This is a genomic window from Clostridium sp., from assembly GCF_036642255.1.
Classification (GTDB): domain Bacteria; phylum Bacillota; class Clostridia; order Clostridiales; family Clostridiaceae; genus Clostridium_J.
This window is the reverse complement of sequence record NZ_JAVWDJ010000028.1, coordinates 20,097-35,275: the sequence shown is the minus strand read 5'-3', so window position 1 is coordinate 35,275 and position 15,179 is coordinate 20,097. Positions and strand designations below refer to the sequence as shown.

Below are 15,179 nucleotides of genomic sequence, written 5' to 3'. Positions count from 1 at the left end.
ATATATAGGATTTTATAAAATTAATTCATTGTTAATTAAGCGGTTTATTAAAGTGAACGCTAAATCATTTAGTTCTAATAATCAAAAATAAGCTTAATAACTGAGGTTAAGTATATATTAACTCGCCATGTAGAAATTACACATAATCTAGATTATATCATTTAGATTACTCTCCTATATTAATACTATGTTATATGAAATAATATTTTTTTAATTGTGATTGCATAAATCCATTAATTGCACTATTTAGGCCAGATGTTTTTCGTTTTCGAACTCACTAATAGACAACACTTCATTAGCAAACATTCTATGACTGTGTTCTACATAGGATACTCTGATTATCTCATCATTTATACACTTTCCTTTAGACATATATTCCCCAAAATCATAAACTGTTAGTATATCTATCTTCTCGCTTTCAATAATATTAAAACAATAACTTGCAAAGGATTTAAATAGTTCTTTACTTGTATTCTCAATAATTTTTCTTGCATCAAATATAAATTTTACATTTGTGAATCCTTGTTCTTTTTTTTGGAGCTTGTAGTTTAATAAACATTTTCTTATAAATTCACTGTTATTTTTATTATTACTTATAATTATATTTTCTATATTAATTTTTCCTACCATATATTTTTCTGTTTCATTTAAGCTATCTAGTAATAAATCAAAAGCGTAATCCTCGATATCTAAAAACACAAAATTATTGTTTTTAATTGATTCTTTTATATATTTATATAAATTAATTATCATGTGGTCCTCACCGTAGTAATAAAACGAAATGTGTTTTCCTAAGTTCATGCTCATAAATCTTCTCTCCTTAAATCAAATATGTAAATAAATGGTATTCATATATATTATTATTCTACTTTTACCATGGATTACCTTTTATTACCATTTATTCTTTTCACCTAATTTATATGCTGTTTTGACACCATATATCACAATTTTATTGAATTGTTTAAAATAAAAATAAAATCACAACTTTTTATAAGGAAATATGTTATACTATGTGGTAGAATATTTTATAATTTAAGGACAAAAATACAAATAGTGGCGTATTAATATTGACGGTTAATGATGTATGTTATAAAATTTCTTCGTATATATTTTTGATAATTACTGCCGCTGAGGAGGAAAGACAATGTGTGGATTTGTAACCTTTTTTAGTAATTCAACTATAGAGGACAAAAGTAAAGAATCTTTAAGAGAAATGAGAAAAACTATTGTTCATAGAGGACCTAATCAAGATGGTGAATATATGGATGATTTAATTTACCTTGGATTCAGACGTCTAAGTATATTAGACCTGGCAAACGGAAGACAACCTTATTCCTATAATAATGAACTTGAAATAGTATTTAATGGAGAAATCTATAATTATATTTATTTAAGGGATGAATTAATAAAGGAAGGCTATGAATTTACTACTAATTCAGAAGTTGAAGTTCTAGCAAAATTATATAAACATTTTGGAGAAAAATTTGTTGAAAAACTTAGAGGAATGTTTTCCTTCATAATTTGGGATAAAGTAAATAAATTATACTTTGGAGCTAGAGATCCTTTTGGAATCAAGCCCTTCTATTATGTAGAGAATGAAAATGGACTTTATGTAGCTTCTGAACTTAAAAGCTTCCATTGCAATGAAGATACGACCTATAGAGAAGTAGATACTGAAGCTCTTCATAATTATCTTACATTTCAGTTTGTACCTGAACCAAAGACCATGCTTAAAGATGTAAGTATTTTGAAGCCAGGACATACTATAAGAAAAGAGTATGGTAAACCTCACGAGATCAATAACTATTATTCAATTAAATTTAACCCTACTCCAGGACCAAAAGACGAAAAGATGGAGGAAATTAGAAAGGTTATAGATGAATCTGTAAGATTGCACATGCAAGCTGAAGTCCCCGTAGCATCTTTCCTTTCAGGGGGAATTGATTCAACTGTAGTTACTGCTTTAGCAAAGAAATACAAACCTGATTTAAAAACTTTTACTATTGGTTTTGACAGACCAGGCTATACAGAAATAGATTTAGCTAAAGAAACAGCGGATAAACTTGGTGTTGAAAATATAAGTAGAATAATAACTCATGAAGATTTCGCCAATGAACTACCAAAAATAATATGGCATATGGATGAACCGGTAGCTGATCCTGCTGCAATTCCTCTATATTTCATTGCTCAAGAAGCAGCTAAGCACGTAACTGTTATTTTATCTGGTGAAGGTGCAGATGAAGTCTTCGGTGGTTATACAATTTATCATGAGCCAAATTCACTTAAGATGTTTGACTATATGCCTTCGGTTGTTAAAAAGATTTTAAAATCAGGAGCATCCTTAATCCCAGAGGGAACTAGAGGTAAAAGCTTTATTGAAAGAGGCTGCACTCCAATGAGAGAAAGATATGTTGGAAATGCTAAAATCTTCTTAGATAATGAAAAGCAATCTATATTAAATAATTTTAACTCTACTTTCACTATTCCTAAAGCTGTTAAGGATATCTATGATAAAGCAAAAATTTATGATCCAATAACTCAAATGCAATATGTAGACTTTAACACTTGGCTTACTGGTGATATTTTAGTTAAGGCTGATAGAATGACAATGGCACATTCATTGGAATTAAGAGTACCTTTTCTTGATAAAGAAGTATTTAGAGTAGCATCAAAATTAACTGCTGACGAAAAAATTAATGGCCATGTAACTAAATACTTACTAAGAGAATCTTTTAAATCAGAGCTTGATCTTACAGCAATTGATAGAAAGAAACTAGGTTATCCTGTACCAATTCGTTTATGGTTAAAGGATGAACTTTATAGTTGGGCTGTTAATGTAATTAGAGAAAGTAACGCTGATGAATTTATAAATAAAGATACAGCACTTAGACTTTTAGAAGATCATAGAAAAGGTCCATTTGATTTAAGTAGAAAGATATGGACTATTCTTGTTTTCTTAATTTGGCATAAAATATTTATTGAAAACAAAACTCCATTTCTAACCGAAAAGGAAATTGCAATAGATAAGTATTAAACTAATAAAACTCTCCTAATAAAATTAGGAGAGTTTTATTATTTAGCTATTTCAATACCATTTTTTAAAAGCCATTTTTCAAGATAATCATTACATTTATAATCTTTAAAATCATAAAAACTGTCTATGTCACCATACTTAATAAGAACAGAATTAAATAGATGACTATAATTTCCATCATTAAGAGAATTATGTAACTTTTCTCTTAAGTTTATATCATTTACTGAAAGTATATACTCTTTCATAATAGATAAAATAAATTCTTCATCTATAGTTGATATATATAGGTATTTTTCTGGATCATCATTAATATCCTGAGCTTCCTGTATTAACTCCTTTTCCCACTCTTCAAGTTCGAACAATTTTGAGCTATCTTCAATGGCATTTAGTACATTTAAAGGTATATAACTAAAATCACCAGATTCAATATTAAGATAACTCTCACCTTCACCTTTTGTATCTTCAGAACTTAGTTCTAAAAGCAAATCCATATCAATATGTAATTTTTTCATCATAACCTCACTAAAATATAATAATATTTTATTATAATATTCTCTTAAACTTATTATTAAAATAATTATAACATAATTTTTAAATTGTATGTAAAATGTCGAAATATATTTAGGAAAATTTTACTAATATTTAAATAAATAGTTACTCTTTTAGTCCTATTTGATACAATTATTATGATATGAATTTTAAGGAGATGTTATTTGTAAAATTGATAACACTGAGAAAGTGTCTTCAATATATATAAAATGCACCATCATCAAAGGAATTTGAATGCATATACTATATAGATTAGTTATTAACTGATTACAGCAATATGACTCTCTGATTCAATTACTTATTGTTAGTTTTCAAACTAAAGTTGCACTTAATGTAACCCCATCAGCCAATAAATACAAATATTTCTTAAATAATTGTATTTCATAAAAACATCACATTACTTATGATGTTTCAGAATCATTTGTGTGAAGAAAAATTTTAATAATTATAGTCATTTATTTGATAAATTCTGGATTATTTGTTTCTTATTAAACAAATTTATATCTTGTCCTATTGATTTTTTTTCTTAACATGATAAAATAACAATGTCGGTATCCTTATGGAACTGAACGCTTCTTATACTTTTTATTAAACCGAATTATATCCCTTACGGGAATAAGAATGGGAGGATTTATTTATGCAAAACAATTTATCTGTAACTCATGGTGCTAAACTTAGCACAAAACAGCTTGCTGTAGTAGGTATGCTTTCAGGTGTTTCAATGGTTTTAGGAATGACACCTTTAGGATTTATTCCACTACCTTTCATGAATGCAACTATAATGCACGTACCCGTAATCATTGGTGCTATTCTACAAGGACCTATTGTTGGAGCTCTTGTGGGGTTAATCTTTGGAATTTTTAGTATGATTAGAGCTTTTTCTAATCCGTCACTTACTGCATTCTTATTTATGAATCCAATAATTGCAATTTTACCAAGGATACTAATAGGTGTAGGAAGTTATTACGTTTATAAGATAATTAAGCTTAAAACTGTAAATATTAGAATCGGCATTGCATCAGTTATAGGTTCCCTTATAAACACTGTGGGTGTTTTAGGTTTAGGTTACTTACTTTATGGAGAAAGATTAGCAGAAGTTATGAAAATATCAAAAACAGCTGTAGGAATAACCTTTTTAACAACAGCTAGCACTAATGGTGTAGCAGAAGCTATCATATCTGCTTTGATTACTATACCAGTAATTATAGCTCTAAGAAAAGTAATTAAATAAAAATATAACATTACTTCTCCTAGTTAGGTATTACACTTAACTAGGAGTTTTATATTATGAGAACTTAGGAAAGAATATAGTTAGAGGTGTTTTAAATGAAAGATATTCAATTTATAGATATTGATGGAATAAAGGTAGGCCATGCTGAAAATATGGAAGGAATAACAGGTTGTACCGTTGTACTATGTGAGACTGGAGCTAGCGGAGGAGTAGCTGTTCGAGGTGGTGCACCTGGAACAAGAGAAACAGATCTTTTGAATCCTATGGAAATGGTTCAATTAATTCATGGTGTAGTACTTTCAGGGGGAAGTGCCTTTGGCCTTGATGCAGCTAGTGGAGTTATGCAATATCTTGAAGAAAAATGCATTGGATTTGATGTCGGAGTAACTAAGGTCCCAATTGTATGTCAAGCAGTACTTTTTGATTTAATTATAGGGAATCATAAGATTAGGCCAGATAAAAATATGGGATATGTGGCTTGTAAAAATGCTGAAAATACAAAATGTGATCTTCAAGGTAATGTAGGTGCAGGATTAGGTGCTACCATTGGAAAAGTTATGGGGCCAAGGAACTCTATGAAAGGTGGATTAGGTTCTGCAGCTCTTCAAATAGGTGATTTACAAGTTGGGGCCATAGTTGCGGTAAATGCCTTAGGTGATATTATAGATCCCCAGAGTGGGCGCATAATTGCTGGAGCATTAGCCAATGATAAATCAACCTTTTTAGACACAGAACAATTAATGTTAAAGCAATATAGTGAAAAAATAAATAGGTTCAACGGTAATACCACTATAGGTATTGTAGTAACTAATGCTAAACTAACTAAAGCTGAATCCAACAAAGTAGCATCGATTGCTCACAATGGGTTTGGAAGGACTATTAGACCTGCACATACCATGTTTGATGGTGATACAATCTTTACCATGGCTACAAACAAAATTGAAAGCGATATAAATGTTGTAGGTTTCTTAGCAACTAGAGCAATGGAGAAAGCTGTTATAAATGCTATTAAAAACTGTAATAGTATTTCTGGATATATAGCCTATAAGGATTTGCCTCACTTAACTTCTAAGTCTGCTTTTGATAATGTAGACTAAAAATCTTACTATGTGTTAAATTTTCACCATCTATATTAAATGATTTCCTTATTTATTGATGTGTTTAACAAGCCTATATCAACAAATAGAGAGAGTCATTTTTTATAAATAGCTGAAAGCTTTTCAGAATCATAACTTAGCCTTGTAATATTCATAAAAAAACTCTGCAATATTTTGTATTGCAGAGTTCAAAGATAGATATTAAACGTAATTGTGTTTTATAGATTTTTTTAGAAATTTTATTTCTACTATAATTTTCTTCTGATATTGGAGTTTGATAAGTACATTTTTCCATTCTAACTTATTTGTTATCTGGTTAGCTATCTTTTGTCATAATCAAACTCTAATTACCATTTTCCATCATACTTTATTGGATTGGCTTTTTCATGCCCTGCTTTCGCTTTACCCTGAATTTCTGGCACAGGGTGAAATTGATTTTTATCATAATGTTGCTTAGTATTGCTTTCTGTACCATGTGGTTGTTCTGGAGCTGGTCTTCTCATTCCTGCTTTTGCCATGATTATGACCTCCTTAAAATGTTTTCAATAATAGTTTGTACAAAAGCATAATTTTGATACTAAGCAAAAGTTATCTCACATGATGGTAATTGGATTAACAGTAATTTTTTTAAAGTTTTTTATAAATTAGTTAAATTTAAAATTTTTAAGTTTTTCACTTAATAAATCTCCGAGTGTAACTTCATCATTATCATTATATTTCTCATATTCTTTATTTTTTTCAATAGCATCTTTTATACTAAGAGAGATTCTTTTATTTTCACTATTTATATCTAATATTTTTACTTTTACTTTATCACCAATTTTTATTTTATCCTCTACTTTAGTTATATTTTCCTCAGTTATTTCATTCAAGTGCACAAGTCCTTCAATTCCTTCGTAGATTTCCACAAAAGCACCAAAATTAGTAATTTTAACAACATTTCCTGATACTATATCGCCCACTTTAATATTATTATTTATCGTGTTCCATGGATCATCTATAGTTTTCTTAAGTGATAGACCAATTCTTTTATTTTCTTTATCCAAAGATAAAATGTAAACTTGTACTTCATCACCAACAGACACAACATCTTCTGGTTTTATAGTTCTTCTCCAGGATAAATCGTTAATATGAATTAATCCATCTATACCACCTAGATCTACAAAAGCACCAAACTTTGCAAGTCTAGATATCTTACCATTTCTTATTTCTCCAACTTTTAGTGTATTCAATAAATTTTCTTCAAAGAATTTTTTATTTTCCTCGTCTATAACCCTTTTCGATAATACAATTTTTTTCTTCTCTTTATCTAACTCAATTATTCTAACTTGTAAGGTCTTTCCTATATAAACAGATAAATCTTGAACAAAACTTAATGATAGTTGAGAGGCAGGAATAAATGTTCTTATGCCTTTAAAGTAACACACTAATCCACCTTTAACAACTTCACTAACAGTAACTTCTATTACATTTGAGTTCTTATATATTTTTTCTAAATCATCCCATACCACAATACTGTCAGCAATCTTCTTAGATAATAAAACATGACCTTCCCCATCATTGGTTTTAATTACATATACATTAATGTCTTCCCCTATTATCACTTTTTCATAAATATCAAATTCCTTATCAAGAGATATTTCACTCTTAGGAATTAATCCATCATACATATAGTTGATGTTAACTATTACTCCATCATCATGTATTGATATTACTTTACCTTTTAATATATCTCCACTTCTAACTGGTTTAAAGGAATTATCAATATCCTCTAAAAAATCTTTCATTGAGAGCTCTTTGCTTTCACCATTCATAATAACACTCCTAACAATTGTATAAAATTTCTTATATAAACAGTATATAGTCATATTGTATGTGTTTTCAACTTTATTATTTATTATGTATCATAATTTCACTTAATTAAAGAGTCTAAAAAAATGTAAAATGCTATAGAATAAGTTTATATATCAATTTGCTTAATTTTATATGCAGCTTTTAGTATCAGGATGTATTATATTTAACCACAGACTATTTAAGTATTAAAACTGATAATTTTATATACTTAAATTATTAGGCAATTTTGTTGCTCATTTATGTTAATCAAAAGGTATTTCATAATTTATATTGCTACCAGATAAGTTCTTCTGATGTAGTTAAAACTTTTTTGGTATAAAAATGTTAAAATTCTTCAATAAAAAACTCAAGAAGAAACAGTTTAGTTCCTCTCGAGTTTTTTATTAAGCTATATATAACTTATGTTAAATAATCTTATTATTATTAAAAATGAAAAATAACACAAATTGTTTTGTTCTTTTAATTAACCGCAACTAGTGCATGTTGAACAACCGCCGCTCTCACCTTGTTTTTCAGGTTCAACAGAAAATCCACCTCTTCCATTTTCCTCACCTGATAGAATTTGAAGAGCTCCAAATTGTTCAGTAACTTTTTTATCAACTAAAAAAGTTAAGCCATCGATTGTTTCAATATTGTCTTCTGATTTTTGTTCATCCAGAACAAGATTAAATGTTGGGCCGCCTCAACCCATACCTGCAAAATGTAATCTTATAACATCTGCAGTTACTTCATTATCAACTAAAAATTGTTTAAATTCTTTAGCTGCATTTTCACTCATCTTAACAACTGACATATATTGTACCTCACTTTATAATTATTTTGTATTATTTTTGTAACACCTTATTAGTATGCGAATATAAAAAATCTTTATTATAATTTTTTATATTTAGCTAAATGAATAATACAATAATATAATATCACACCCTATAGGAGTGTCAATAGATTGTTATTGGTCTATTATAAATCTTAATAATGTTTTCACTTATACTTTAAATAGTATCCTAAAACGCTTTATTAATTGATAAAACCTGTAAAAGATTTAATAAAAACACTTATGCACCACTTTGATTGATTAACTGTAATATGCTTTATATTATAAAAAATAAATTGATTATAAATTTTGTATTATATACTAAAAAAGAATAAAACCAAAGATAAAATTACCTACCATATCCTTCAACAATATCTTTTAGGGTATTGATACCTTTTGAAGAGAGTCCAAATGAATTAACTTCTCTCATAAGCATTTCCAGGGTCCCATTACCCTTGCAGTAAGAATTTGCTCTCATTGCTACAGTGGAATTTATAAAATCAATAAAACTTGGATAAAGTTTAATAAATTCTTCTCTTAAAGATACTACATTTTGTAAAAAAAACTTTTGATGATAATTTTCTGCTAGATAAAATCTACTGATTGGTTTGATCTCTGTGCTAAAAGACTTTCCCGTAATCATTTCGAACTGTTTTTTACTTTCTTCAGCTATAATCCTCTCTTCATCATTTCTGTAAAATATAATAGACTTATATTGTGTTTTCCCACTTTTATTTTCTGGAGTATGACTATACCAAAAGGTATTAATAATGGTCTCAAAATCTATTACTTCTCCATCATAATCAAATTCAAAGGTTTCAGTATAGTCCTTAATATTTTTATAGGTTGGGTTTTCTTCTTTTCCACCACAGTATCCTACTCTAGTTCTGTATATTCCATTCACTAAGCCAAACTTGGCTTCAGGAGTCCAAAATCAGCCTACTGCAAGAGTTGCTGTTTTTAAATTTTTAGAAACTTCATGGTTAAATTCAGATATAAGTTCTGTTTTCATTATTTACTCCTCCTAATTACGAATGTTAATATAAATAGTTATAAACATTTTATCAATATTTATTATATAAATTCTATAAATCATGTAAATAAATAAAAATATAACAACTAGGTTATGATAAGCTCTCATCAAAAACATTAATAATATTAGAATTAAATTCATATAAATATATGTTTATAATGCGGTATATTGGATACAGATAACATTTCAAATAAATAAATTTGAGATGCCTTTTTATAAGATTAAATTTATATTTATAATTTTATATTGATAAATATTTATAATTATATAAAAAGAAAAAACTGTTAGCATATTATCTTTGCTAACAGAATCAAATCAAAGTTTGTAAAAATAGTTTCAAACCTAAAATATATCTATAGTTTTAAAAAACTCTACGTTTTGTAATATACTTGCATTTGTAGGGTTTAGATTACGGGCTATTTCGTTGTGCTCAAAAGATTTTTTTGTATCTCCAATATTATAATAACATACACATAGTTGTAGGTGGGGTAGCCAAGTCCAATACTCACTATATATAAACACGCTATCATCCATAGGTAATCTTAGATGTGGTATAAGCTCATACCAGGATATAGCTTGAGAATATTTTTCTTCCTCCTGATAACTTAACGCTATTCTATACAACACCTCAGCTCTTGGTGTATCTAGATCGAAAGCTTCATAACAATATTTTCTGCATTTACTAAATAAGCTTTTAGTCATATATATATCAGCTAGAGTTATTAACGTTTGTATTTTCTCCTCATACCATCCATCCATTTTAACTACTTTACTTAGAACTGAAATTGCTTCATCATACAGTCCATGATAATAAAGTTCCTTTCCATAGTAATAGGTATCTCTGGAGGTTAACTTATACCCTTGTTTTATCTTCATTTTAAAAATGTTAAGATTTCTGTCACTATTACCGTGAACTCTCATGTGAGATACGTTAATATCACTTTCCAATATCTTGCCTTCTACAGCAATATATTCATGAATAAAACCATACCATTTAAAGTTTTTCTCTCTTTTAACTATTCTATTTCTTCTAAATGTTAAAGTCGGTTCACCTGCTTCACTAAAAGAGTAGTGATATTTCATTGAAACAGCATCATAGGAAGAATCTAAAGTTCTTTTTAATAACTTCAATTTTTCTCTATCCTCTTCTTTTAGTATATCATCAGCGTCTAACCAAAATATATAATCGCAGGTAGCTTTACTAAAAGAAAAATTTCTTGCAGCAGCAAAATCATTTATCCATGGAAAATCATATATTTTATTTGTATAACCTTTGGCAATATTTATTGTTTCATCACTTGAACCAGTATCTGCAATTATTATCTCATCTACAATATCGTGTATAGACTCAAGGCAGTTTTTTAAAACTCTTTCTTCATTTTTAACAATTAGACATATACTTAAAGTAATCATTCTTATCTCCTTATAATTGATTAATATACCATAACCACTTATGTAAGAATAAATCTCCTTCCATAAGTGGCTAAACAAAATGAATTTCTTCATTTCTATAATTATTAAAAATTATATTTCTCTATTCGATTGTTGAGGAAAATTAATTATCCTTGCCTGTATCTTCTATATCATTATTGAAACCTAATGATTTAAACAGCTGTCTATTTTCAACTACATATGGGTCATTGGGATTGAAATTAGCTGCCATTTCATTATGTTTGTTAGAATTATCGAGATCTCCTAATTCATAATAGCAACAACATAATTGTTGGTGAGGTAAATATTTTATCCAATTCTCATAGTCATTATTAAGATCTGGGCAGGATATTAGGTGTTTGTACCAATATATAGCTTCTTCATATCTTTTTTCACTTTGTAAAAATGTAGCTAATTTATATAGCTCATAATCGTAAGGAGGTCCATATTTAAAGCAGTCAATGAGATAGCTTAAAGCATTTTCATAATCACCCTTAATATCGTAGCAATTTGAGAGCATTCTGCATGCATATCTTCTATCAGAAAGAGTACCCTCTAAGTGTTTAAGATAGTTCTTAAACACTCTTATGGTATCATCGTAATATTTAGCATAAAAAAGTTCCTGTCCATAGAGGAGATTTTCTTTATGAGTTAAGAAGTAACCGGAATTCATCTTCTGTCTAATAAAATTAATATTTCGCTCACAATCGTAATGATTCTTTAAATGTGTCAAATGTATGGCGCTATCAATTTTATTTCCCCATGCAATTAAGTCCTCATGAATTATATTATGCCAATAGAATCCTTTAAAGTTTTTTACTATTCTGTTTAATCTGAAGGAGGTAAGGACCTTACCATCATCACTAATAGAATAATCGTATATGGCAGTTACATAATCGATATCATTAGATAGCTCCTGTTTTAAAGTTTTAAACTTTTCTTTATTATCTTCAGTAATAATGTCATCTGCATCTAACCAAAATATATATTCTTTTGTTGCTTTACTAAAAGCAAAGTTTCTTGCAGCTGAAAAATCATTAACCCACTGAAAATTATAAATACTGTTTGTATATTTTTTAGCTATTTCAATGGTTCTATCGGTAGAACCTGTGTCAACAATCACTATTTCATCAACTAATTCCTTAATCCCGTCTAAACACTTAGAAAGCAATTTTTCTTCATTTTTAACAATCATACATAAGCTAATTGATATCATTTAAATTACTCCCCTATATTAATACTTTGTTTTTTGAAATAATTTTCTTTTAAATCGTAATTGTATTAGATTTTTAAGAGCCCTTTAAAAAATTCTCTATTATGCAGTATACTAGAATCTATCGGTAAATATTTTGCAGCTATTTCATTATGGAAATTTGCACTTTCAATGTCTCCACTTTCATAAAAACATAAAACTAACTGTTGATGTGGCAAGTATCTTACCCAACCAAACTCCTCATTCTTCAGGTTATCATCTATGGAACCTAAAGACAGAAGAACTTTATACCAAAAAATAGCTTCCTGGTATTTTTTTAACCTTTGAAATAAATTTGCTATCTTATAAAGAACGTCAACTTTAGGGATGTCATGAGAAAAAGTTTTAAAACAGCAGTCTATAGCTTTTTTATACTCTTGTTTTGTATCATAACAATCACTTAACATTAATAACGCATTTATTTTTTCAAAGTTATTATTGTAATCCTTATTGGTAAAGTCTTCAAGGACCCGTATTGCATCATCATAATACCCGCCTAAAAAAAGTTCTGAACCATAGAAGTAACTTTCTCGAGTGTTAAAGAAATAACCTTCTTTCATCTTGTTTTGGAAGTTTTCTAAATTCCTCTTATTTTCATGGTGATTTTTCTTATGAGTTACGTGAATATCTACATATTTCCCCTCACCCCACACATTTAACTTCTCATGCATAAAGCAATCCCAATAAAAACCTTGAAAGTTTTTTACCAATCTTTCTCTTAAAGTGGAAAGGCTACATTTACCTTCTTTATTAAAAGTAATATCATAAATCATATTTACATAATCAATGGACTTATCTAATGTATTTTTTAATTGCTTTAATTTACTTCTATCTTCTTCTAATATTACATCATCCGCATCTAGCCAAAGGATATATTCACATGTAGCTAAATTAAAGGAGTAGTTTCTTGCTGCTGAAAAATCATTAATCCATTGGAAATCATATATTTTTTCTGTATATTCCTTAACTATTTCTTTTGTTTTATCCATTGAACCAGTGTCCACAATTATGATTTCATCTACGACATCCCTCACAGAGTTTAAACAGTTTCCTATACAATGTTCCTCATCCTTTACTATCATGCAAAGACTAATTGTAATCATTTTTATCTCCTCATTATTACTTTTACTTCTTCAAACAGATTACTTTGTGTAGAACCCTCTAGCATTTATTGATATAGAAGCTAATTATTGTTATTATAAGACTTTGCTTCTGTCAAACCCAACCCTTTAAATAATTCTCTGTTTTGAAGTACATATGGATCATTTGGAATATACCTAGCAGCCATTTCATTATGCTTATTAGAATTTTCAATATCCCCTATTTCATAATAACAACAACATAACTGTTGGTGTGGTAAATAATTTATCCAATTAGCATCGACTTTCATTAGATTACTATTAGGTGATTCTGCCTCTAAGGTTGATTTAAACCAAAATATTGCTTCATAATATCTTTTTAAAGATTGAAAATAAGAGGCTAACTTATAACAAATCTCAGCTTTCGGAACAGCATAATTAAAAGTTTTCAAACAACATTCTATAGCTTTACCATAGTCTCTCTTAATACTATAACAACTTGATAGACTAGTTAATGCGTTGATTTTATCATAATTATCATCATACTCTTTTGTAAGGAAGTCTTCTAAAACTCTAATGGCATCATCATAATATCCACCAGCATAAAGTTCACCACCATAATAATAAGTTTCACGTGGATTTAAATAGTAGTTTTCCAACATTTTCCTTCTGAAATTTTCAACATTTCTTTCAGTGTTGTCGTGTTTTCTCGTATGAGTTATGTGAATATCATAATCTTTATTACTACCCCAAACATTTAATCTTTCATGCATAAAACAATCCCAATAGAAACCTTTAAAGTTCTTAACAAGTCTATTTCTTCTGAAGGAATAACTACATTTTCCATTTTCATCAAATGAGTAGTCATACATCATTCCTACAAAATCTATGGAGCTATCTAAATTATTTTTTAATTCTATTAACTTTATCCTATCTTCTTCTAGAAGAAGATCATCGGCATCTAACCATAAAATATATTCCTTTGTAGCCTGACTAAATGAATAATTTCTTGCTGCTGAAAAATCATTTATCCATTTAAAATTATAAACTTTGTCTGCGTATTTTTTTATAATATTGATTGTATTATCTGTAGATCCCGTATCCACTACTATAATTTCATCAACTATATCACTCACTGAATGTAGGCACTTATCTAAGCAGTTCTCTTCATTTTTAGCAATCATACATAAACTAATTGTAATCATTACTTATCATCTCCTATAATTAAGGATACCCTTATAAGGGTATCCTATTTTAACTATTGTGGAATTATGGCATTGATATAGCAATATGCTGAGAAAATTGTGTCATTACCGTTATTTTCTAGGAATGTTGCCATACCATTCACTATAGATATTACATTGATATTAGAATTGATATTAAAATTAGTGAAGTCTATATCAAGATCATTTGCAGAATTTAATAATAGTAAATCTCTTATTGCAACTAGATTCAAACAGCCCATTGGTGGTGGTGTATTTGAAACGGTTATATTGAAGGTTGGTGGAACTGGTGGTGGAACTGGTTGATTTATTGTAATAATTGATCCTGGAAGCTCAATTTGTCTTATATTACAAATATTAATTGAAACTGAATCTCCTACGCCACCTTGCATATTTCTAACATTAGTTAACAATATTCCATTGTCAACTGTGTTTATAGGTCTTAATAAAACTTCAATTCTATCGTTTCCAGTATTACCTTCCATATAAATATTTGCTGCTATTCCATCAGCTGGTATAACATCTAACAACCCATTTAAGAAATCTAACGTTCTTTCACAACAATATTGAGAACAACTTTGTCCT

12 protein-coding genes and 1 pseudogene are annotated in these 15,179 nt (G+C 28.5%); 3 read left to right on the top strand and 10 right to left on the bottom strand.

The features are described from left to right. Positions 1-246: 246 nt before the first annotated feature. Positions 247-807, bottom strand: coding sequence for an MEDS domain-containing protein (locus RR409_RS14405; protein WP_332558466.1), 561 nt, complete (start codon positions 805-807; stop codon positions 247-249). A 337-nt stretch (positions 808-1,144) separates the two neighbouring features. Between RR409_RS14405 and asnB the strand changes: the two genes are divergently transcribed. Next, on the top strand, positions 1,145-3,034 hold the full coding sequence (gene asnB / locus RR409_RS14400) for an asparagine synthase (glutamine-hydrolyzing) (protein ID WP_332558465.1): 1,890 nt from the start codon (positions 1,145-1,147) through the stop codon (positions 3,032-3,034). 38 nt (positions 3,035-3,072) lie between these two features. Here the strand turns inward: asnB and RR409_RS14395 are convergent, their stop codons facing one another. Beyond that, positions 3,073-3,546 (bottom strand): UPF0158 family protein, encoded by a 474-nt coding sequence (locus tag RR409_RS14395; protein ID WP_332558464.1) that lies wholly within the window; start codon positions 3,544-3,546, stop codon positions 3,073-3,075. A gap of 674 nt (positions 3,547-4,220) precedes the next feature. Between RR409_RS14395 and RR409_RS14390 the strand changes: the two genes are divergently transcribed. Both RR409_RS14390 and RR409_RS14385 read left to right on the top strand, forming a co-directional pair. Beyond that, the gene (locus RR409_RS14390; protein WP_332558463.1) at positions 4,221-4,814 is read left to right on the top strand and encodes an ECF transporter S component; all 594 of its coding nucleotides are present in this window, start codon (positions 4,221-4,223) and stop codon (positions 4,812-4,814) included. 95 nt (positions 4,815-4,909) lie between these two features. Continuing rightward, positions 4,910-5,911 (top strand): P1 family peptidase, encoded by a 1,002-nt coding sequence (locus tag RR409_RS14385; protein WP_332558462.1) that lies wholly within the window; start codon positions 4,910-4,912, stop codon positions 5,909-5,911. 347 nt (positions 5,912-6,258) lie between these two features. Here RR409_RS14385 and RR409_RS14380 read toward each other — a convergent pair whose 3' ends face one another. From RR409_RS14380 to RR409_RS14345, 8 genes and pseudogenes are all read right to left on the bottom strand, one after another. Continuing rightward, the gene (locus RR409_RS14380; protein WP_332558461.1) at positions 6,259-6,429 is read right to left on the bottom strand and encodes a hypothetical protein; all 171 of its coding nucleotides are present in this window, start codon (positions 6,427-6,429) and stop codon (positions 6,259-6,261) included. A 126-nt stretch (positions 6,430-6,555) separates the two neighbouring features. After that, the gene (gene rpsA / locus RR409_RS14375; protein ID WP_332558460.1) at positions 6,556-7,725 is read right to left on the bottom strand and encodes a 30S ribosomal protein S1; all 1,170 of its coding nucleotides are present in this window, start codon (positions 7,723-7,725) and stop codon (positions 6,556-6,558) included. A 1,200-nt stretch (positions 7,726-8,925) separates the two neighbouring features. Continuing rightward, positions 8,926-9,498 (bottom strand): annotated as a pseudogene (locus RR409_RS14370) (peptide-methionine (S)-S-oxide reductase); the annotation flags it as partial. A 453-nt stretch (positions 9,499-9,951) separates the two neighbouring features. Continuing rightward, positions 9,952-11,022, bottom strand: coding sequence for a glycosyltransferase family 2 protein (locus tag RR409_RS14365; RefSeq protein WP_332558459.1), 1,071 nt, complete (start codon positions 11,020-11,022; stop codon positions 9,952-9,954). Between the two features lie 142 nt (positions 11,023-11,164). After that, positions 11,165-12,256 carry a glycosyltransferase family 2 protein gene (locus tag RR409_RS14360; RefSeq protein WP_332558458.1) on the bottom strand — a complete coding sequence of 364 codons (1,092 nt, stop codon included), beginning with the start codon at positions 12,254-12,256 and terminating at the stop codon, positions 11,165-11,167. 65 nt (positions 12,257-12,321) lie between these two features. After that, complete coding sequence (locus tag RR409_RS14355; protein ID WP_332558457.1) at positions 12,322-13,395, bottom strand: glycosyltransferase family 2 protein; 1,074 nt, start codon at positions 13,393-13,395, stop codon at positions 12,322-12,324. 80 nt (positions 13,396-13,475) lie between these two features. Continuing rightward, positions 13,476-14,576: a glycosyltransferase family 2 protein gene (locus tag RR409_RS14350; protein ID WP_332558456.1), complete on the bottom strand. Its 1,101-nt coding sequence runs from the start codon at positions 14,574-14,576 to the stop codon at positions 13,476-13,478. Positions 14,577-14,629: 53 nt separating this feature from the next. Then, positions 14,630-15,179: hypothetical protein (locus RR409_RS14345; RefSeq protein WP_332558455.1), on the bottom strand; the 550-nt coding region annotated here is incomplete at its 5' end.